This is a genomic window from Amycolatopsis sp. GM8 (genome assembly GCF_021653975.1).
In the GTDB taxonomy this organism is placed as follows: domain Bacteria; phylum Actinomycetota; class Actinomycetes; order Mycobacteriales; family Pseudonocardiaceae; genus Amycolatopsis_E.
Genome location: NZ_JAJKFK010000002.1, coordinates 679,661 through 699,980 on the forward strand (window position 1 = coordinate 679,661; position 20,320 = coordinate 699,980).

Annotated in this window: 18 protein-coding genes and 1 tRNA gene; 8 read left to right on the forward strand and 11 right to left on the reverse strand. The window is 69.7% G+C overall.

Features of this window, described 5'->3' with window-relative positions; translation table 11 throughout:
* Window positions 1-60: 60 nt before the first annotated feature.
* On the reverse strand, window positions 61-1,308 hold the full coding sequence (locus tag LOZ83_RS10655) for an MFS transporter (RefSeq protein ID WP_236790259.1): 1,248 nt from the start codon (window positions 1,306-1,308) through the stop codon (window positions 61-63).
* Entirely contained in the window at window positions 1,301-2,572 is a 1,272-nt protein-coding gene (locus tag LOZ83_RS10660) for a GH1 family beta-glucosidase (protein WP_236790260.1), read from the reverse strand. The genes LOZ83_RS10655 and LOZ83_RS10660 overlap by 8 nt, the downstream gene beginning before the upstream one ends.
* 122 nt (window positions 2,573-2,694) lie before the next feature.
* Here LOZ83_RS10660 and LOZ83_RS10665 point away from each other — a divergent pair, with 122 nt between their 5' ends.
* Window positions 2,695-3,315 (forward strand): TetR/AcrR family transcriptional regulator, encoded by a 621-nt coding sequence (locus tag LOZ83_RS10665; protein ID WP_236790261.1) that lies wholly within the window; start codon window positions 2,695-2,697, stop codon window positions 3,313-3,315.
* 41 nt (window positions 3,316-3,356) lie between these two features.
* Here the strand turns inward: LOZ83_RS10665 and LOZ83_RS10670 are convergent, their stop codons facing one another.
* On the reverse strand, window positions 3,357-4,544 hold the full coding sequence (locus tag LOZ83_RS10670) for an amino acid deaminase/aldolase (RefSeq protein ID WP_236790262.1): 1,188 nt from the start codon (window positions 4,542-4,544) through the stop codon (window positions 3,357-3,359).
* 93 nt (window positions 4,545-4,637) lie between these two features.
* Here LOZ83_RS10670 and LOZ83_RS10675 point away from each other — a divergent pair, with 93 nt between their 5' ends.
* A complete protein-coding gene (locus LOZ83_RS10675; RefSeq protein ID WP_236790263.1) occupies window positions 4,638-5,933 on the forward strand; it encodes a D-arabinono-1,4-lactone oxidase in 1,296 nt (431 codons plus the stop codon).
* Here the strand turns inward: LOZ83_RS10675 and LOZ83_RS10680 are convergent.
* Complete coding sequence (locus LOZ83_RS10680; RefSeq protein ID WP_236790264.1) at window positions 5,930-6,580, reverse strand: NAD(P)H-binding protein; 651 nt, start codon at window positions 6,578-6,580, stop codon at window positions 5,930-5,932. The two genes, LOZ83_RS10675 and LOZ83_RS10680, sit on opposite strands and share 4 nt — an antisense overlap.
* 14 nt (window positions 6,581-6,594) lie before the next feature.
* On the reverse strand, window positions 6,595-7,236 hold the full coding sequence (locus LOZ83_RS10685) for a hypothetical protein (protein WP_236790265.1): 642 nt from the start codon (window positions 7,234-7,236) through the stop codon (window positions 6,595-6,597).
* A gap of 334 nt (window positions 7,237-7,570) precedes the next feature.
* Here LOZ83_RS10685 and LOZ83_RS10690 point away from each other — a divergent pair, with 334 nt between their 5' ends.
* On the forward strand, window positions 7,571-8,632 hold the full coding sequence (locus tag LOZ83_RS10690; protein ID WP_236790266.1) for a CoA ester lyase: 1,062 nt from the start codon (window positions 7,571-7,573) through the stop codon (window positions 8,630-8,632).
* Complete coding sequence (locus LOZ83_RS10695) at window positions 8,629-9,477, forward strand: CoA ester lyase (protein WP_236790267.1); 849 nt, start codon at window positions 8,629-8,631, stop codon at window positions 9,475-9,477. Before LOZ83_RS10690 ends, LOZ83_RS10695 begins: the two co-directional genes overlap by 4 nt.
* A 20-nt stretch (window positions 9,478-9,497) precedes the next feature.
* Here the strand turns inward: LOZ83_RS10695 and LOZ83_RS10700 are convergent, their stop codons facing one another.
* The 3 genes from LOZ83_RS10700 to LOZ83_RS10710 form a co-directional block, all read right to left on the reverse strand.
* A complete protein-coding gene (locus LOZ83_RS10700; protein ID WP_236790268.1) occupies window positions 9,498-9,743 on the reverse strand; it encodes a type II toxin-antitoxin system HicB family antitoxin in 246 nt (81 codons plus the stop codon).
* A 58-nt stretch (window positions 9,744-9,801) separates the two neighbouring features.
* A complete protein-coding gene (locus LOZ83_RS10705) occupies window positions 9,802-11,637 on the reverse strand; it encodes a hypothetical protein (protein WP_236790269.1) in 1,836 nt (611 codons plus the stop codon).
* Window positions 11,638-11,708: 71 nt separating this feature from the next.
* Window positions 11,709-12,746, reverse strand: a complete 1,038-nt coding sequence (locus LOZ83_RS10710; protein ID WP_236790271.1) for a PLP-dependent aspartate aminotransferase family protein — start codon at window positions 12,744-12,746, stop codon at window positions 11,709-11,711.
* A 73-nt stretch (window positions 12,747-12,819) separates the two neighbouring features.
* Between LOZ83_RS10710 and LOZ83_RS10715 the strand changes: the two genes are divergently transcribed.
* Window positions 12,820-13,194, forward strand: coding sequence for an FKBP-type peptidyl-prolyl cis-trans isomerase (locus tag LOZ83_RS10715; protein WP_236790273.1), 375 nt, complete (start codon window positions 12,820-12,822; stop codon window positions 13,192-13,194).
* On the opposite strand, the gene LOZ83_RS10720 is transcribed toward LOZ83_RS10715, so the two are convergent.
* The gene (locus LOZ83_RS10720) at window positions 13,160-14,089 is read right to left on the reverse strand and encodes a LysR family transcriptional regulator (protein WP_236790274.1); all 930 of its coding nucleotides are present in this window, start codon (window positions 14,087-14,089) and stop codon (window positions 13,160-13,162) included. The genes LOZ83_RS10715 and LOZ83_RS10720 overlap by 35 nt on opposite strands.
* Window positions 14,090-14,163: 74 nt before the next feature.
* Here LOZ83_RS10720 and LOZ83_RS10725 point away from each other — a divergent pair, with 74 nt between their 5' ends.
* Window positions 14,164-15,054 carry a serine/threonine dehydratase gene (locus tag LOZ83_RS10725; RefSeq protein WP_236790275.1) on the forward strand — a complete coding sequence of 297 codons (891 nt, stop codon included), beginning with the start codon at window positions 14,164-14,166 and terminating at the stop codon, window positions 15,052-15,054.
* A 22-nt stretch (window positions 15,055-15,076) separates the two neighbouring features.
* Window positions 15,077-16,711 carry a hypothetical protein gene (locus LOZ83_RS10730; protein ID WP_236790276.1) on the forward strand — a complete coding sequence of 545 codons (1,635 nt, stop codon included), beginning with the start codon at window positions 15,077-15,079 and terminating at the stop codon, window positions 16,709-16,711.
* Here LOZ83_RS10730 and LOZ83_RS10735 read toward each other — a convergent pair.
* Together LOZ83_RS10735 and LOZ83_RS10740 are read right to left on the reverse strand one after the other, a co-directional pair.
* Window positions 16,662-18,569, reverse strand: coding sequence for an ATP-binding protein (locus tag LOZ83_RS10735; protein WP_236790277.1), 1,908 nt, complete (start codon window positions 18,567-18,569; stop codon window positions 16,662-16,664). The two genes, LOZ83_RS10730 and LOZ83_RS10735, sit on opposite strands and share 50 nt — an antisense overlap.
* A gap of 198 nt (window positions 18,570-18,767) precedes the next feature.
* Window positions 18,768-18,850: transfer RNA gene (locus LOZ83_RS10740), tRNA-Leu, on the reverse strand.
* Between the two features lie 126 nt (window positions 18,851-18,976).
* Here LOZ83_RS10740 and LOZ83_RS10745 point away from each other — a divergent pair.
* On the forward strand, window positions 18,977-20,248 hold the full coding sequence (locus LOZ83_RS10745) for a DUF3662 and FHA domain-containing protein (RefSeq protein ID WP_236790278.1): 1,272 nt from the start codon (window positions 18,977-18,979) through the stop codon (window positions 20,246-20,248).
* The last annotated feature ends 72 nt before the right edge of the window (window positions 20,249-20,320 follow it).

A 20,320-nucleotide genomic window follows, 5' to 3' on the forward strand; every position in this document is an offset into this window, starting at 1 on the left:
CGGTGCCGTTGCACTCCCCTCCCCCGACCGGTACCGGCCCGCGGGCCCAATCTCTCGCCCTCAGCGCACGGTTTTGACGCCGGCGATCAGCGCTCCCGCGGCGAGAGTCGCGATACCTGCTCCAGCGAAGAGGCTGGGGTAACCGCCCAGGTCTGCCAGGATGACGGTGGCGACAAGCGGCGCGATGACCTGGGGCAGCAGGTTGGCGATGTTCACCACGCCCAAATCCTTCGCCCGGTCCTGGGCGGCCGGCAGCACCTGGGTCAGGATCGCCAGTGCCACCGCCCAGTAGGCGCCGAAGCCCACGCCGAGCAGTGGTGAGGCCGCCAGCGCCGCGGGCCAGGTCTGCCACATGGTCAGCGTGAAAGCCGCGGCGGCCATGACGACGACCGCCAGCCAGACGTAGGGCTTTCGCTTGCCGGAGCGGTCGGAGAGCCAGCCGACGGTCAGGCCACCGATCACCAGTGCCGCGCCGTACAAGCCCATCATGATCAGCAGACCCGTGTCCGGATCCGGGTAGTGCACGGCGTCCTTCAGGAAGAACAGCAGGTAGAAGGTCCCCAGCGCGTTACCCAGGTTGATCATGAAGTGACAGCCCCAGGCCCACGCGAAGTCCGGATGTTCACAGGGCGAGACCCACAGCTCGGCCAGCACATCGCGCCAGCGGTTCGACGGCCGCCACGTGCGCGGCAGCGGTAAATCCTTGGTGCGCAAGACAAATCCCAGCGCCCCGGCAACGACGACGAGCGCGCAGGCCAGGTAGCCGCCGCGCACACTGGTGACCACCACCGTCACCAGCACCGCGCCGAGCACCGTGCCCAGCATCTGGCTGATGCCGACCAGGCCGCCGATCTGGGCTCGCTGCGCCACCGGCACCCGGTCCGGGACGGCCGAGGTCAGGGTCGCGAGCATGCCGTTGAGGCCTGCCTGCACGACACACCAGCCGATGGTCATCACGACCACATTTCCCGCCAGCGCCAGGATGACCAGGCCGATCGCGCCGACCACCGCGCCCAGCAGCGTCCATGGATGCCGCCTGCCGAAGCGGGAACGGGTGCGGTCCGACGCGAGGCCGACCAGCGGGTTCGCGAACAGCGAGACCACCGCGCCGACGCCGGTGACGATGCCGAACACCAGTTCCTTGTTCGCCGAGTCGAGGAGCTCCGCCTGTTCCGGCAGCAGCACCTGGATCGGCGCGTAGATGCCCAGCCACAGCCCGATGTTCGCGAGGAACAGCAGGCTCGTCCAGCCGCCGCGGACCCGGGTGACCGGTTCGGCCAGTGCCGCGGGCAGTTCGGTCTCAGTCATGGCTCACCAACTTCCGGTACCAGGCAAAGGAATCCTTCGGTGTGCGGCGCTGCGTCGCATAATCGACGTGCACGAGCCCGAAGCGGGGAGCGTAACCCCTGGACCACTCGAAATTGTCCAGCAACGACCAGACGAAGTACCCCCGGACATCCACGCCCGAATCCATCGCCGCCCGCAGCGCCAGCAAATGCCGCTCCAGGTAATCGATCCGTTCGGGGTCGTGCACGCCGTCGAAGCTGCAGCCGTTTTCGGTGATGTACACCGGCGGCAGGTCGTAGCGTGCCTGGAAATCCACGAGAAGTTCGCGCAACCCGTCGGGCACGATGGGCGAATCGTTGGTGGTGCGCGGAAATCCCTCGACCGCGCGCAGCTCGAACGGCAACGGGTTGCCCTCGCCGGGCGCCGCGGCACACTGCGGTTCGTAGTAGTTGACGCCGTAGAAATCGAGCGGCTGCGCGATGGTCGGCAGATCGTCGGCGCAGTTCGCGGGCAGGTACGCCACCAGCTCCTCCGGATATCGCCCGGCCAGCACGGGATCCGCGAACAGCCCGTTGAGCAGCGCGTCCAGCCGGCCCGCCGCGACCCGGTCGGCCTCGTCGTCACTCGCGGACCAGATCGGGGAATGGTGGTTCGCGGTGCCGACGCTCCGGGCACCCGCGGCGCGCAAGGCCTGTGTGGCCAGGCCGTGTGCGAGATGCTGATAGTGCGCGGTGGGCAGCGCGTCCAGCAACAGGCTCTTGCCCGGGGCGTACTCCCCGATCGCGTAACCGAAGACGGTCGTGACCATCGGTTCGTTGAGCGGAATCCACATCTTCACCCGATCGGCGAACCGGGCGCCGAGGATCGCCGCGTACTCGGCGAACCGCGACGCGGTGTCCCGCGCCAGCCAGCCGCCCGCTTCCTCCAGCGCCACCGGGGTGTCCCAGTGGTAGACGGTGCCGACCGGCGCGATTCCGGCGGCGCAGACCTCGTCGAGCAGGCGGTCGTAGAAGTCGAGCCCGGCCTGGTTCGGTTCGCCGGTGCCGTCGGGCTGGATTCTCGGCCACCCGAAGGACATCCGGTACGCGCCGATGCCGAGTTCGGCCATCAGCGCGACATCCTCGCGATAGCGGTGGTAGTGATCGGTGGCGTCGCCCGCCCGCACGGTGCCGAACTCGTCCCAAATGGACGGTCCACGACCGCCCTCGCGCGGGGCACCCTCGATCTGGAAGGCTGACGTGGACACGCCCCACAGGAACTCCGGCGGGAAGATCAAGTTTTCCATGGCGCTGGAGGCCTTTCGCCCAGGAAACATGAAAAGTTCTCAAACAATAGCCGTTCCCTCGACCGGGGGGAAGGTTCCGGCACGCTAAAGTCGCAGTTCAGCAGCCCTAGAAGGAGCACAACGTGTCGGACACCCAGGCGACTCCCTTGCGCCGGCAGCCCGTGCAGCAGCGCAGTGCGAAACGGGTCGAGCAGATGCTGGACGCGAGTGCACGGCTGATCGACGAGATCGGGTACGACGCGTTGACCACCACGTTGATCGCCAAGCGGGCCGGGGTCGCCGTCGGTTCGCTGTACCAGTTCTTCCCCGACAAGCGGGCCGTCGTGCAGGCGCTGACCCAGCGCAACCTCGACCGGTTCGTCGCCGCGACCAACGAACGCCTCGCCCGCGAGGACCCGTCGCACTGGTGGGACGTCGTCGACTCGATCCTCGACATCTACCTGACCATGCACCGCACCGTGCCGGGCTTTTCGAAGGTGCACTTCGGTGACGTCGTGGATCGTCAGCTGCTGGACGAGAGCCGCGACAACAACAAGGTCATCGCCGACTCGCTGACCGAACTGGTGCGCAAGTACATCGACACACCGGGAGAAAACCTGCCACTCGCGATCTCGGTGGCGATCGAAATGGCGGACGCGCTGCTGAAGTTCGCCTTCCACCGGGATCCGCGCGGCGACCAGGAAATCGTCGACGAGACCAAGCACGTGATCAAGCTCTACCTCGCCAGCCGGCTCGGCGAGTAGTCCACAGGCGGCCGAAAACCTGTGGATATGTGGACTGCTCGCTAGCCGAAGCTCTGCTGCTCGCCGCGGTAGGTCGGGACGGTCCGTTCGACTCGCCCATCGACCACGATGTGGTATTGCGTGAACCGCTCGGCAAGCTCGCCGGCCTTCGCGTGACGAAGCCACACTCGATCACCCAACCGCAGGTCACGGGCCGCTTTCCCACGCACCGGGGTCTGTACCTCGCCGGCTCCCTCGATAGGCAGCAGCTTGAGTCCGGCGGGCAGGTACGGCGACGGCAACCGGGACGCCGAGGCGGGTCCGGACGCTATATATCCGCCCGAGAAGAGGGTCGCGATACCACGGGTGGGCTTGTGGACAACTGGGAGCGCGAACAGCGCGGCGGGCCGCGGATGGAAGCGCGTGTACCCGTCGAACAGGGTCGAGCCGATCAGTCCCGAGCCGGCCGCGACTTCGGTGACCGCCTGCTCCGCGGTCGTCGTCTCGATGCTGCCCGAACCGCCGCCGTTGACGAACTCGAGTTCGGCGATCTCCCGGACGGCCTTGACGGCTTCGGCTCGGCGCCGCGCCAGCTCCCCGGCCGAACGGCGCTGCATCCAGCGGACCAGCCGGTCGGTGCGGGACCCGGTCGAATCCGGGAAGCCGGCGATCTGGCCTTCGTACGCCATCAGCCCGGCGAGCTGGAAACCGTTGCGCGCCACCACTTTCCGGGCGAGCTGGGCAGCTTGGCGGGCGGCGAACACGGGCGAGCGGCGGGTGCCGACGTGCACCAGGCCGAACGGTCGCCACGACGCGTCCAGCTCGATGCAGACCCGGATGTCGGCGTGCTCGTGCCCGGCCGCGGCGTCCACGATGTCGAGATGCTCGACCGAGTCGACCATGATCGTGATCGCGGCGCGGGCACGCTCGTCGGCGGCGAGCCTGCGCAGCGCGCCGTGGTCGACGGTCGGGTACGCGACCAGGATGTCGTCGCTCGTGCCCAGCTCGGCATGCCACAAGGCCTCGGCGAGCGAGTAGCACATCAGGCCGGCGAAGCCGGGTTTCGCGAGCGCGCGTTCGATCAGGTAGCGGCAGCGAATGGACTTGCTGACCAGCCGGATCGGCGTGCCGTTCGCACGGCGGACGAGGTCGTCGGCGTTGGCGTCGAACGCGGCGAGGTCGACCACGACCAGCGGCGGATCGAGATCCTTCGTGGCCAGGTCGTAGCCGGCCGCGCTCGGCGTGGTCATGAAAAGTACGGTACGACAACAGGGCTTGAAAAGCGAATATCTTTCACTTACGTTTCCGCTATCGTCCCCTGCTGAGACACGAACGGGTAAGCAATGAGCCGGTGGACCAACTGGGCGGGCACCGCGACCGCCGATCCACAACGCGTGCACACGCCGCGCGGCGTGGACGAGATCGCCGATGTCGTGACGACCGTCGCGACCGGCGGCCGCCGCGTGCGCCCACGCGGGTCCGGGCACTCGTTCACCCCGATCGCCCTCGCCGAAACCGACGCGATCGATCTCGACGGGTGGGCCGGGATCGCCGCCGTCGACGCCGGGAAATACCAGGTGACCGTGCGATCGGGCACGACATTGCGGCGGCTGAATGCGGAGCTGCACGCCCTCGGCCTCGGGATGAGCAACCTCGGCGACATCGACGCGCAGACGATCGCGGGCGCGGTGTCGACCGGCACGCATGGCACCGGCGCGCGCCTCGGCGGGCTGGCGACACAGATCGTGCAGCTGGAACTGGTGCTGGCCGACGGTTCGGTGGTGACGTGTTCTGCCGACCAGCGGCCGGAACTGTTCAGCGCGGCGCGCGTCGGGCTCGGTGCGCTCGGCGTGATCACGCAGGTGACGCTGCAGTGCGAGCCTTCGTTCGTGCTGTCCGCGCAGGAGCGGCCGGAACCACTGGAGCAGGTGTTCGACGGGTTCCACGAGTTCGCGCAGGAGAACGACCACTTCGAGTTCTACTGGTTCCCCTACGGCAGCAATGCCCTGGTCAAGCGGAACAACCGGACGGACGCCGAACGCGCGCCGCTCAGCCGGGCCAAGCAGTTCGTCGACTACGAGATCATGGAGAACGTCGCGTTCGGCACGCTGTGCCGGATCGGCCGCACCGTGCCGCGGCTCGTGCCGACCCTGGGCAGGTTCGCGTCGGCCGCGCTTTCCGCGCGCGAGTACCGCGACCACTCGCACCGGGTTTTCGTGACACATCGCGCGGTGCGGTTCGTCGAGTCGGAGTTCGCCGTGCCGCGGGAGTCCGTGCACCACGTGCTGACGGAACTGCGGGCGCTCGTGCCGCGACTGGAGAACCCGGTCGCCTTCCCGGTCGAAGTCCGCGTCGCCGCGTCGGACGACATCTGGCTTTCCACCGCGCACGGCCGCGATTCGGCGTACATCGCAATCCACCAGTTCGTCGGAATGCCGTACCTCGAATACTTCCGGGAGTTCGCGGCGATCGCCGCGGAGGTCGGCGGGCGGCCGCACTGGGGGAAGATGCACAACCTGGACGCGCCGGCACTGCGGAAGCTGTACCCGCGTTTCGACGATTTCGTCCGCGTCCGCGACGACGTCGACCCGACGGGTGTGTTCAGTAACCCTTACTTGGAAAGGGTTCTCGGCCGCTAGATGCGCGCGATCGCCTCGGCGATGGGCATTTCGCCTCCGATGAGCTCAAGGGTGCGGCCGAAAGTCCGGCCCTCTCCGAGGCTCGCGACGATCACCGCCGCGACGTCCTCGCGGGAGATCTCGCCGTAGTCGACCGCATCGGCCAGGTGCACCTGGCCCGTCGGCGGGTCGTCGGTGAGGCGGCCGGGGCGCAGGATGGTCCAGTCCAGGTCCCGCTTCCGCAGGTCCTCCTCGGCCGCTTCCTTCGCCCGCAGGTACGCGGCGAACACCTCGTCCGTGCCCGGGCTCGGCGGGCGGCCGACCCCCATCGAGCCGATCTGCACGTGGCGGCGGACACCGGCCAGTTCGCACGCCGCACCGAAAAGAGCGGCGGCGCCACGGTCCACTGTGTCCTTGCGAGCGATGCCGCTGCCCGGGCCCGCGCCCGCCGCGAACACCGCGGCGTCCGCGCCCTTGAGCGCGTCGGCGACCTCGTCGACGGAGGCGCTCTCCAGGTCCAGCACCACCGGCTCAGCGCTCGAATCGCGCAGGTCCGCCGCGTGTGCGGCGTTGCGGATGATCCCAACCGCCTGGTCGCCTTTCGCGGCCAACTGCCGCGCCAGGCGCAGTGCGATGTTCCCGTGCCCGCCGGCGATGACTACTCGCATGGAGACCAGGGTAGTCAGCCGACCGGGAGGTCGTAGGACGCGAGCAGCTGCTCGTACACCATCTCGTTGATCCAGCGGGACACCGGGTCCTGCGGGAGCAGGGCGCGCTCGCCGCGCTGCCCGGCCAGGTCGAGCGAGACGCTCGCGTCGGTGTCGGCGGAGACGATGGCCAGGCCGTACGAGCGGGCCCGCGGCAGGCAGCCGTCGACGTAGTCCTTGGTGAGCACCGCCGACGCCGGCAGCACCATGGCGGCCTCGCCGTAGCGGGCGAACGGCACGGTCGCGGCCATCCCGGTGCGCCAGTGCCGCGCGACCGACAGCACGCCGACGATGTCCGCGGCCGGGGCCGGGGCGGTCGCCGCGAACTCCGGCCAGGTCCAGGTCGCGACCGTCGTGCGGTCGGCGACGGGCCCGATGCCACAGGCGATCCGCTCGGCGTGCACGTCGGTGCGCAGCCGCGCGACCACGCAGACACGGCGGCCGAGCATCGTCACCTCCGGCAGCACGACGCCCCGCCATCCCAGCTGCATGGCCGCGGCCTCGGCCAGGTACGACGCGCTCGCCGGAAGCTCTACGGGCGGGACCACCCGGGTGGGAAATGACCGGGTCTTGCCGGCCACCACCGCGTCGCCGGTGTGCCCTGGTGTAACCGCCACGAGTCCGCCTCCTCTTGTCCCTGCGCCTGCGTCATGCGTGCCGCTTCCCCCTCGTGAAAAGAGGCACATGACTTGAGTACCAGTGCGGCGGCGCCGGGTCTTCGGGTTGACGGACCAGCTGCGATCGGCGGCTGTCGGCGGTCGGTGACCGGTCGATAAGCGGTAAACGGACTTCAGCCCGACTCTGCGACCGAACGGGTGACGAGGAGCCGAACGGCGCTACCTAGCGGATTTCCGTACCGCCGAACGGAGCAACCTGTGTGTTCATCTCCACTGTGGACGGCCTACGGGGCGGGTTAGAGTCGCCCGTCGGGACAACAGTGATGGAGGATCGATGCGCTCGCCGAAGGATTTCTTCGCGCCGCTCGCGGTCGGGGCCCCGGAGCCGGTTCGGGAAATTCCGGCCCTGCCGTCGAGAATGATTCACTTTTTCGATCCTGGCAACGAGAAGATGGCCGCCAAGGTGCCGGAGCTGGCGACGAAGGTGGACGTCCTGCTGGGCAACCTGGAGGACGCCGTCCGCGCCGATCGCAAGGAGGCGGCGCGCGCCGGACTGGTCTCGATCGCGAAGGCCACCGACTTCGGCCCGGCCCAGTTGTGGACCCGGATCAACAGCCTCGACTCGCCGTGGGTGCTCGATGATCTGACGACGCTGGTCACCGAGATCGGCGACAAGCTCGACGTGATCATGGTGCCGAAGGTCGAAGGCGCACAAGACATTCACTACGTGGACCGGCTGCTCGCCCAGCTGGAGGCGCGCGCCGGGTTGCGCCGGCCGCTGCTGGTGCACGCGATCCTGGAGACGGCGAGCGGGGTCGCCAACGTCGAGGAGATCGCCGGGGCGAGCCCGCGGATGCAGGGCATCTCGCTGGGCCCGGCCGATCTCGCCGCGAGCCGCCGGATGAAGACCACTCGCGTCGGCGGCGGTCATCCCGGTTATCTCGTGCGCACGGACCCGGTCGGCGACGATCTGCACGAAGGGCGCACGACGTATCAGCAGGACCTGTGGCACTACACGGTCGCGCGGATGGTCGATGCCTGCGTGCTGCACGGGATCCTGCCGTATTACGGGCCGTTCGGGGACATTCGTGACGTGGTGGCGTGCGAAGACCAGTTCCGCAACGCCTTCCTGCTCGGCTGCGTCGGCACCTGGACGCTGCATCCGGTGCAGATCGACATCGCGCGGCGGGTGTTTTCGCCGGACCCGAAGGACGTCGCCTGGGCGCGCCGGGTGATCGCCGCGATGGGCGACGGCACGGGCGCGGTGATGATCGACGGGAAGATGCAGGACGACGCGTCGGTCAAGCAGTGCCGGGTGGTGGCGGAGCTGGCCGACGCGCTGGCGGCCCGCGATCCGGAGCTGAAAGCGGCTTATGACAAGGAGACGGTGGAATGAAGGCGCGGCGGTCCGTGCTGTACATGCCCGGTGCCAACGAGCGGGCGCTGGAGAAGGCGAAGACGTTGCCGGCCGACGCGTTGATCCTCGACCTGGAGGACGCCGTCGCGCCGGATGCCAAGGAGGCCGCCCGCGAGCGGGTGTGTGGGATGGTCGGTGCCTACGGTTCGCGTGAGGTGACGATCCGGGTCAACGGCCTGGAAACCGCCTGGCACGACGACGATCTGCGTGCCGCCGCGCAAGCCGGACCGGCCGCGGTCGTGGTGCCGAAGGTGAACTCGGCTCACGATGTGCACAACATCGAGCGCGCACTGGAACTCGGCGGCGCCCCTGACGAGACCAAGATCTGGGCGATGGTCGAGACCCCGGTCGCGATGCTGCACGCCGAGGAGATCGCCGCGGCGAGCGAACGGCTGACGGTGCTCGTGATGGGCACGAACGACCTGGCGAAGGAGCTGCACGCGGATTTCGTCCCGGGCCGCGCGCCGTTGCTCGGCGGGCTCTCGCTGTGCCTGCTGGCCGCGCGCGCGACCGGCAAGGTCATCCTCGACGGGGTCTACAACGACGTGAAGGACGTTGCGGGTTTCGAGGCCGAATGCTTACAGGGCAAGCAGTTCGGCTTCGACGGCAAGACGCTCATCCACCCGGGGCAGATCGAGCCGTGCAACCGGGTGTTCGCACCTTCGGCCGAGGAGATCGAGCAGGCGCGCCGCGTGATCGCCGCCTTCGAAGAAGCGACCGCGGCGGGCCGCGGCGTGGCGACCGTGGACGGCCGGATGATCGAAAACCTGCATGTCGACAACGCCCGCCGCATGCTCGCGCTGGCGGAGGCACTCGAGGGCTGAGAGCTATGAGGCGCCAGCACTCATGCTCGCGCCAGCTTGTCGCTCACCAACCGGTTCAGGCTCACGCCCTGTTCGGCCGCGGCGAGCGCGAGTTCACGATGCAGCGCCGCGGGCACGCGCACATTGAACTTGCCTGAATACTGCTTCTCGGCGATCGGCTCGGGCACCGGTTCCCCAGTCGCCTGCATGTCCGCGACGATCCCCGCGACGAGCTCCTCGTCCGTCTCCGACCATGTCACTCGGTACGTGTAGTGGTCGACGTTCACTTCTCCACCTCCAGCTTGTCGATGGCCCGCAGTGGCACACAAGGAGCAGCCTGAGGCGTCAGTCGTCCGGTTCGTGGAGCCAGTCGAGGGCTTTGCGGGCCGCGTTGGAGACCATGCGGTCCGGGTGGGCGACGACCATCGACTCGAGGACCTCGCGGGTGCGTGGGTGTCCGCAGATCGTCGCGTCCGCGAGGAACAGCAGCTGCGCCGGCCGGGGTTGCGCGGCGAACTCCTCCATCGCCTTTTTCCGGCCCGCGGAACGGATTCCGGCGGCGAGGACGTCGACCATGCTGTACGTCCGCTCGCGGCCGCTGACCTCACTCTCGTCGATGAAACCCGCGTCGAGCAGCCAGCTCAGTGCGGCCGGGCCGGCGGCGGAGTGCTCGCGCAGGTCCGCGATCGTCTCCACGCCCGGTTCGCCGTACTCCGAGAGCACCTGGAACGCCAGCATCCGGTGCTCGAAATCGTCCGTGCGGCGGGCGAGTTCGCACAGTTCGGCGATCGCCTGCTCCGGTCGGCGCGCCGCCAGCCACAGTTGCGAGCCTTCGTCGAACACGTCCTGCGCCATCGGCGCGACGCGCGCGAACAGCACCTCGGCGGTCTCGCTCGCCAGGTCTTCGAGCGTCAGCGTTGGGACTCCGGCTCCGACCCGCGCCTCGTAGATCGCCTGCGAGCCCAACGGCAAAAGCCGGACGACCTGCCGTTCCTCCTCCGGGATCTCCTCGACCGACGCGACGCCGGCGAAGTCGATCAGGTCCTCGTAGTTCTCCTCGGTCGCCGGGGAAACCTCCACCAGCCCGTACTCGGCGAGCTGGTCCAGCACGCGCAGCACCGGCGCGGCGTCGGCGCACCGCCAGGCGAGATCACCGACGTCGTCGAGGATCTCGACGAGCATCGGGATCGTCGCGCAGTCGTTGTCAGCCTGGATGGATTCCAGCAGCTCATAGGCCAGATGCCGCTCCGGCAGCCGGTAGCGCACCCGCCCGTCGCCGGTGTCGAGCACATGCGGCACCGCCGCCCGCCACAGCTTCAGCGGATCGTCGAGCAGCGGTTCTGCGCGCTTGACCCGCACCAGCTTGCCCTTGAGCACCCGCACCAGCCCGGCCGTCTTGGCGAGCGAGACCAGGCCGGCCGGGTCGGGCTCGGCCAGCCGGTCCGCGAGATCCCGCGCGTCGCTCTCCGCGAGCCGCCCCTTCGCCGCCAGCTCACGGCCGTCGCCGACCCAGCTGCTGAACCGGCGCAGCCTGCCGAGCACCGGCAGGCCACCCGCCTCCGCGATCAGCTCCTCGTCCCCGACCAGCGCGAACACCGGTGTCGGTTCGAGCGGCTCGACCTCGGGGTCGCCCTCGTAGTGCCGGTAGGCGATCTCGTGCAGCAACTCCTGGTCGACCTCGACCTCGCCGTGCTGCACGCGGTCGATGAAATGCTGCGCCTCCAGCTCGTCGAGCGGGTCGATGCCGTGTTCGGCCATCGCGACGGCCCAGAACTTGGCGAGCCCGAAGTTCGCGGGTTCCCGCATCGCCTCGTCGAACTCGTCGGTGATGCCGCGCAGGAACGACCGCAGCACCGTGGGCGGCTCGCTGCGGTCGTCGAACAGGTCCGCATCCTCGAAAAAGTCCAGCAGCGCTTCGACCGTCGTCAGCACGGCGGACGAGTGCGGGTCGAGCAGCACCACCTTGCGCGGGAACCAGGTCAGCAGCGCGCCGCGCAGGATCTGGCGGGTCCACCGGCCGAGCAGCCCGTCGCGCTCGAACCGGTAGTCGAGCATGGCACCGGCGACGACGGGGTCGATCGTCCGCTGCCGCATCTGCGACCACGCGTCGAGTTCCACGAGCAGGCGCTGACGGGCGTCGATGAAGTCCTCTTCGTCCGCTCCGGTGTAGACCATGCGCATGGGACGATGGTCTCAAAATTCGGCGGCCGATTACAGCTCGGAGCCGCGTCATTGTTTCCCGTGGAACAGTTTCAGTCACGCTCGAGCGCGCCGGCCAGATCCTGCCAAAGGTCTTCGGGATCTTCGAGTCCGACGCTGAACCTGATCAGGCCCGGCGGCACATGCGCTTCGCCCGCGTACATCGCGCGTCGCTCGATCAGACTTTCCACGCCGCCGAGGCTGGTCGCGTGCACGATCAGCCGCAACCGCGCGATAAACCGCTCGGCGGCGGAGGCGTCGGCCAGCTCGAAGGCGATCATCATGCCCTGTCCGGGATAGCGGACCTTCGTCACGGCTTCGTGCGCGGTGAGCCGTTCTGCCAGCAGTGCCGCCGTTTTCGACTGCTCCGCGAGCCGCACCGGCAAAGTACGCAAACCGCGCAACGCGAGCCAGGCCTCCAGCGCGCCGGGCGTCGCGCCGGTGCGGGTGCGCGCGTCCCGCAACTCCTGCGCCAGCGTCTCGTCCGCGGCGATCGTCATGCCGAGCAGGAGATCACTGTGCCCGCCGATGAGCTTGGTCGCGCTGTGCACGACGATGTCGGCGCCGTGCGCCAGCGGCTGCTGGACGAGCGGGGTCGCGAACGTGTTGTCGACGACGACCTTCGCGCGGTGTCCGGTGAGCGGTGCGATGTCGATCAAATCCAGCGTCGGGTTCGTCGGCGACTCGATCCACACCACGTCCACCTCGTCGGCGGCGGCACGCCAGGCATCGGTGTCCGCGGGATCGAGCTGGCGGACCGTGAACCGACCCTGCTTGCCGGCGTGCTCCAGCAGCGCACGGGTGCCGGAGTAGCTGAAGGTGGGCACCGCGACCTCGGCGCCGATCGGGAACAGCTCGAACACCGCCGCGATCGCCGCGATCCCTGAAGCGAACGCCGTCGCACGACCACCTTCGAGCGCCCCGACGGCGTCCTCCAGTGCGACCCAGGTCGGCGTGCCGCTCTCGCGCGCGTACGTGAAATCGCCACCGGCGACATAGGTGCTCGTCGGGACGATCGGCGTGTTCAGCGGCTCGCCCGGCTCGGCCGGACGGCCCGCAACGATCGCACGGGTTCGGGGTGACCACTGCATGGCCGTCACCCTACGGCGTGCGACCTGGGCATCAGGCCGATACGGTGCAGCGACCCGAGAACGAGGAGTAACCATGGCATTGCAGAAGCCCGAGGTCGATCGCCCGGACGGCCCGCCGCCGCAGGAGCTCGAGGTGACCGACGTGACTGTCGGCGACGGCGATGTGGCGACCGCGGGGCAGGTCGTGTCGGTGCACTACGTCGGGGTCTCGCACTCGACCGGCGAGGAGTTCGACGCGTCTTGGAACCGCGGGCAGCCGCTGCGTTTCCCGCTCGGCCAGGGGCATGTCATCCCTGGCTGGGACCAGGGCGTGCAGGGGATGAAGGTCGGCGGCCGGCGCAAGCTCGTCATCCCGCCGGACCTGGCGTACGGCGAGCGCGGCGCGGGCGGCGTGATCAAGCCCAACGAGACACTCATCTTCGTGGTGGACCTGGTCGAGGTCGGCTGATCCGGGTCGCGGCCTCCCGCAGCAGCGTCACCATCGTCGTGACCGGTGCGGGAGGTCGTTCCCGGTGCACGGTCAGCACTTCCCGGACCGGCCGCCGGCCGGCCAGGTCCCGCACCACGATCCCGTCGCGGGCGGCACTGCCCAGCAGGCTGTCCGGGACGAACGACACCCCCACCCCAGCGCCGACCAGCGCGAGGATCGCTGCGTAGTCCCGCGTCTCGTAGGCGACCCGGGGTTCGACACCGGACTCCTCGATCAGGCTGTCCAGGCAGATCCGGCTCGGCGCCTCGGGATCCCCGGAAATCCAGTCGTCCCCGGCGAGATCGGCGAACTGGATCCGCCGCGCGTCCGCGAGCCGGTGATCCGCCGGCAGGACGAGCCGGAGCCGGTCGGAAAACAGCGACCGGCGCGCGAGACCCCTCACCGGAGGCAGCCGCACGCCCGGATAGCGATGGGTGATCAGCAGGTCGAGCTCGCCCGAGACGACGAGCCCATAGCCCGCGGGCGGTTCGAGGTCGAGCAGGCTCAGCCGGGTTCGCGGATGGGCCGCCCGGAATGTCCGGAGTGCGGGCGGCAGCAGGACCTGGCCCGCGGTGGCGAAGGTGCCGATGCTCAGCCGCGCCACCGGTTGCTCCCGCAGCTCCGCCAGGCCGCGCTCGGCCGCGCGCAGCTCGCCCGCGACGATCTCACCGTGGCCGACCAGCAGTCGTCCCGCATCGGTCAGCGAAGAACCGGTCGGCCGCCGCTCCAGCAGCGCACAGCCGACCTCGCGTTCGAGGCGGGACAGCTGCTGTGACAGCGCGGACGGGGTGAACCCCATGCGCCGCGCGGCGGTCGCGATCGACCCGGCATGGGCCACTTCGACCAGCACGCGGAGCCGTTCGGCGGAGAACATGTCGTAAGTATTGCTGAACTTGGCTTAGCGAAACGCGTTAACAACTAATGGCCGCGGGCCTGCACAGTGGGGGTATGACAGCCACCCTCTCGTCCGAGGTCGCCGCCGCCGCCGACCGGATCAGGCCGTACGTCCGCCGGACCCCGGTCCTGCGCGCCGAACTCGACGGACGCCCGCTCGTGCTCAAGCTGGAGCAGCTGCAGCGGACCGGCTCGTTCAAGCTGCGCGGCGCGCTCAACGTGCTGCTCAGCGGCCCGCGGCCGGACCAGGTCGTGACCGCTTCCGGCGGCAACCACGGCATCGGCGTCGCGACGGCGGCCGCGATCCTGGGCCTGCCCGCGACCGTGTACGCGCCGGTCTCGATCCCGGAGAGCAAGGCGCGGCGGATCGAGGAAGCGGGTGCCCGTCTCGTGCGCGTCGGCACGACCTACGCCGAAGCCGCCACGGCCGCGCACGAGGTGACGAACGCGCGCTATGTCGAGGCCTACAACGACCCCACCGTGATCGCCGGCCAGGGCACGGTCGCCGCGGAGATCGTCGAGGACGCGCCCGGGGTCGACGCGATCGCCGTCGCTGTCGGCGGTGGCGGGCTCGCTGCGGGCATCACCCTCGGCTCGGGCGGCCGGACCACGGTCGCGGTCGAGCCGGAGCACTGCAGTTGTCTGAACCACGCGCTGGCGGCCGGGCATCCCGTCGACGCCGAGGTGAACTCGATCGCGTCGTCGGCACTCGGCGCGACCCGGGTCGGGCAGGTGCCGTTCGAGATCCTGACCGGCCACGACGTCCGGCCGGTCCTCGTGACCGACGACGAGATCCTCGCCGCCCGCGACCTGCTGTGGCAGGAATTCCGGCTCGCCGTCGAACCGGCGGCGGCCGTCCCGTTCGCGGCCTGGCTCGCCGGCCGGGTGCCCGGCGAACTGCCCTGCCTCGTCATCTGCGGCGCCAACGCCGACTGGACGCCGTAACCATTCTCTAAACTCAACCGCCGTGTCCGTTGATCGCTGGAGCACGGTGCAGGCCGAACGCACCGTGCTGGCCGTGGTGCACAACACCACCGCGGCCACCCGGCTGCTCGACATCCTCCCGCTGTTCGCGGAGGACCCGCGGGTCGAGACCGTGTTCACCTGCCCTGGCTCCAGCGCGTTCACCCGCGGCACCGACGAGTTCCTCGCCCGCGCCGGCGTGACCGAGGTGCTGCCATGGGCGCAGGCGCTGCGCCGCCGGTCGGATTTCGCGATCGCCGCGAGCTACGGCGGCGACCTGCACGAGATCAGCGCGCCGCTCATGGTCGTGCCGCATGGCATGGGCTACAACAAGTTCCTCGAATCGAACGGCGTGTCGGGCGTCTTCGGGCTGTCGAGCCCGTGGCTGCTGCACCAGAACGAGCCCGTGCCGTCGGTCATCGTGCTGTCGCATGCCGAACAGCTGGCCCGGCTCGGTGAGTCGTGCCCGCAGGCGGTCGGCGCGGCGGTGGTCGCCGGCGATCCGTGTTTCGACCGGATGCTGGCGAGCCGGCCGCTGCGCGAAACCTACCGGCAGGCGCTCGGCGTCCGGCCGCACCAGCGGCTCGTGGTGATCTCGTCCACCTGGGGCGCGTCTTCGTTGTACGGCACCGATCCCGACCTGATCCGCCGGCTCGCCGCACAGCTTGATCTCGACGAGTACCGGCTCGTCGTCGCGCTGCACCCGAACATCGCCGGGCACCATTCGCCTTGGCAGGTAAGGATGTGGCTCGCGGACTGCGAACGGGCCGGGGTGCTGGTGCTGCCGGACGAACTGCTGTGGGGCCCGACGCTGGTCGCCGCGGATCTGACCATCGGCGACCACGGCTCGGTCAGTTTCTACTCGGCCGCGCTGGGCACCCCGCTGCTGCTCGCCGCCGCGCCGGTGGACGCGGTGGACCCGAAGTCCCCGGTCGGCCGGCTGCTGGAGGTCACGCCGGAACTCGATCACCACCGCGCCCTGGCACCACAACTGGAACGCGCGCTCGCGCGGCACGTGCCGTTCCGGTCGATCACCGATCTGACGACCTCGCTGCCGGGCAGATCGGCTTCGGTGCTGCGGGAAACGATCTACCGCTGGCTGGACATCCCCGCGCCCCGCACGCAGGCCGAAACGCGTGCCCTGCCGGTGCCGGATGTCACGCTGCCGCCCGCACACGCCCAGCTCGTCCAGGTGGAAATCGGTGCGGGAGAAGCGAAAGTGACCCGGTTCGCCGCGGAGGGCTTGCGCGAGCCCGCCCTGGTTCCCGCCGGAAGTCACCTCGTTGTCGACACCAGGGAGCCGAGCACGCGGCTGCTGGATCTGGCCGACGTCCTCGTGCACGACCGCCCCGCCGACCCCGAACGCTGGATCGAAAGCACTTTGCGCGCGCTGCCCGGTTGCCAGGTCGCCGCGGCCAGGGTCGACGACCGGACCTGGCTGATGGGCACGGCCGGGCAGCTGCTCGTCCGGCTCGACGAGGTCACGGGACCGGCCGCCGCGTTCGCGGCCGTCTTGCTGCACAACCATTTCCCGCGCCGGCTGACGGTCGTGACCGGCGAGGAGCGGCACACCGCCACGGTGACGGTGCTCAGTCCAGCCGGGCCAGCCGGGCTTCGGCCTCGACGCTCAGCTCGGTGAGCCCGCGGTCGCGGAAGATCCCGAGCGCTTCGGTGAGATACGTGCGAGCGTGCTCACTGTCCACTTCGGACAACTCGACGAGTGCTTCGCCGCGTTCCCTCGGCTTGCCCTGTTCGAGGACCCGGCGCAGCGCTGCCTCGTCACCCAGCTTGCGGCCGCGCCACAGGTCGACCTTCGTGAGGTTGTAGGGCTCGCCCGCCAGCCCGGCCGCCGCCACGTCCAGCAAGGACCGTGCTTCGTCGGGGGTGACAGCCTTGGCGAGGTGCAGGCAGGCCAGGGCACTCTGGCGTCTGGTGAGCTCGCGCGCGAGCAGACGATTGCGGCGGAGTTGGGCTTCGGCCCTGGCATCGCCGTTCGCGAGATATGCCAGCCCGAGGGATTCGACCGCCGTCGCCATGGCTTCCTTGCTGCCGGACCGGATCGCGGCCTGCTGCGCCCTGGTCAGCACCTCGATCGCCCGATCAGCCGCGCCGCGCTGCAGGTGCGCGAACCCCAGCTGGCAGCCGAGCACCGCCTCGGCGAGGTCGTCGCCCCGCTCCTTCGCGGCCGCGATACCGCGCTCGCCGACCGTCACCATGTCCCCGGTGTGCCCGCCGTGCTCGTAGTACGGCCACAACGCGATCGCGAACTGGCAGACCTGTTCGAACTGGCCCTGCCGATACGCTTCCTCGACGGCGGCGCTCAGGTTCGCGGACTCGGCGTCCAGCCATTGTTCGGCGGCGAAGTCCTGGCCCGAGACCCGCAGTGCGGGCAGCAACTTCTCGTGCCAGATCCGGTTCGGGTTCAGCATCATCGCGGTCGCGACGGTTTTGCCGAGGTAGTGCCCGAGGAACCGGCTGACCACCTGCTCCGGTTCGATCGCCTTCGTCCGCGCGTGCCGCCGGACCAGACCGGACATCAGGAACCGGCCGTCGCCTGTCTCCGTCACCAGCCTGGCTCGGGCCAGCTCCTCCAGCGCGTCGGCCACGTCGTCGCCCGGTTGCCGGATCGCCGCGGCGACGGCGTCCACCCCGACATCGGCCGGTCCGGGATGCACGCCGAGCGCTTGATAGCCGGCGCGGGCCGGCTCGCTCAGGCGTTCGTAGGCGGCGTCGAACACCACGGTCACGGAGAGGCTGCTGTCCTTGGACAGTTCGCGCAGGACCCGCTCGTCCTTGCGCAGCTTGTCGGCGAGGCGCGCGATCGGGCGATCCGACTCGGCGAGCATCGTGCCCACCACGCAGAGCGCGATCGTGGAGCCTTCGCACACCGCGATCAATTGGTCGATGGCAACGGGGTCCGCGTCGGCACGCTCGGCGCCGGCCAGGCGGCCGAGCAACTGGCGGGCCGCCGGTTCGGCCATCGGGTCGAGGTCGACCATCGTCGCCGTGGCGGAGGCGAGCAGGCCGCTCAACCGGCCGGCTTCGGTGACCAGTACGGCCGAATCGCCCGATCCGGGCAGCAGGCTACGCACCTGCGACGCGGTCAGCGCGTCGTCGATGACCAGGCCGACCCGTTTACCGTCGGTCCAGGACCGCCACCAGCTCGCCCGTCCGTCGAGGCTGTCCGGGATTTCGCCGGGCCCGTGGCCGACCGCCAGCAGCAGCTCACGCAGCGCGGCACGTTCGCGCTCGGGCCCGTCCGGACCGCTCGCGAGCCGGACGAAGAACTGGCCGTCGGGGTAGTTCTGCCGGCGCCGCTGCATCCAGACGTTCGCGAGCGTCGTGCGCCCGGACCCGGGTGCCCCGCGCACGATCGCGACGCGGGGTCCCGTCGAGCCCGAGAACCAGCTGTCGAGCTGGCCCAGCGGAGCTTCGTTGTTCGTGTAGTGCCGGGGCTCCGCGGGGACCTCGCAGCGGCCGTTGACCTGGTTCCGCACCCCGTCGCTCCCCCGTAACCGAGAACACGTCAACCCCGGACAGTACCGCGCCCCACCGCACCCCGTGCTGGTCCGAACAAACCAAACCACGCTGCCAGCGCAAGGAGCTCGCACCGCGGGGGTCCGGGGGCTCGGCCCCCGGGTGTGATGAGGACCACGGGAAAAGGCCCTCCGCGAAGCGGAGGGCCTTGAACAGGGTGGGCGAGGAGGGAGTTGAACCCTCACGTCCTTTCGGACACACGGACCTGAACCGTGCGCGTCTGCCATTCCGCCACTCGCCCGAGTGCGACAGCCAGGAAACTGTATCAGGGTGTGCGCAGGGGTTTTCTCGGGGTCCGTGTCGCGGGCCCCGAGAGCCGATAGGATCAGGTGCGAAAGCACATGTACGAAGGAGGCTACGAGACCCGGTGGGCCGCGTTGAACGGTTTGATCGACGCCTGGAAAGCCTGGTGGGGAACACCTTCGCGCGTATGTTCGGCGGCAATGTCGTCACCCAGGAGGTGGCGCAGGCCCTGGAGCGTGAGAGCGAGGATAACGTTCGTGAGCTGGCCGGCGGTAGGCTGCTGGCTCCGAACCACTATGTGGTGTCGTTGGGCCAGGCGGACCATGACCGCATGGCGGGCGACGAGCAGCGCGTCATCAGGGTGCTCACGGAAGCGGTGGGACAGCATCTCGCCGAGCACGGCTGGGACACCTATGGTGACGTCGTAGTCTCGCTCGAGCGCAACGAGGCGCTGCACACCGGACAATTCAAGATCCGTTCATCCGTCGATCCGGACGTCAGCGCGCGTGGCGGCCCGGGTCCAGGACGGCCAGCTCGACCCAGCAACGCAGGAGACCCAGCAATGAGCCAGCCCCCCGGCTACGGCCAATACGACCAGGGCGACCCGTACGGCCAGCAACAACAAGGCGGCCAGTACGGCTATGGACAGCAGGGACAACCCGGGTACGACCAGGGCGGCTACGGCGGCCAGCAGGGGTACGACCAGGGTGGTTACGGCCAGCAGCCCCAGGGCGGTTACGACCAGGGTGGTTACGGCGGCCAGCAGGGTGGTTACGACCAGGGTTACGGCCAGCAGCCCCAGGGCGGCGGCTACGACCAGGGCGGTTACGGCCAGCCTCAGGGCGGCTATGACCAGGGTGGTTACGGCCAGGGCGGCTACGGCGGCCAGCCCCAGCAGGGCGGCGGCTACGACCAAGGTGGCTACGGCGGCGGCCAGCCGGGCTACGAGCAGGGCTACGGCCAGCCGCAGCAGGGCGGCGGCTACGACCAGGGCGGTTACGCCGGCGGGCAGCCCCAGGGCGGCTACGCCCCGCCACAGCAGGGCGCGCCGGACCCGTACGCCCAGCAGGGCTACGCCCCGCCGGCGGTGCAGGGTGGCAACCGCCAGCTGGCGGCGACGCTGCAGCTCGACGACGGCTCGAACCGCACCTACTCGCTGAAGCAGGGCGGCAACGTCGTCGGTCGCGGCCAGGACGCGGACTTCCGCCTCCCGGACACCGGCGTCTCCCGCCGGCACCTGGAGATCACCTGGGACGGCCAGAGCGCGACGCTCGCCGACATCGGATCCACCAACGGCACCACGGTCAACGGCACGCCGGTGCAGACCTGGCAGCTGGCCGACGGCGACGTGATCAGGGTCGGCCACTCGTCACTGGTTTTCCGCACCCAGGGCTGAACGGGCAACAAGGCACCTGCCTGTTTCCGTTCGCCGAGCCGCTGAGAAGCTGGTATCCCGTGTCCCGCAGAA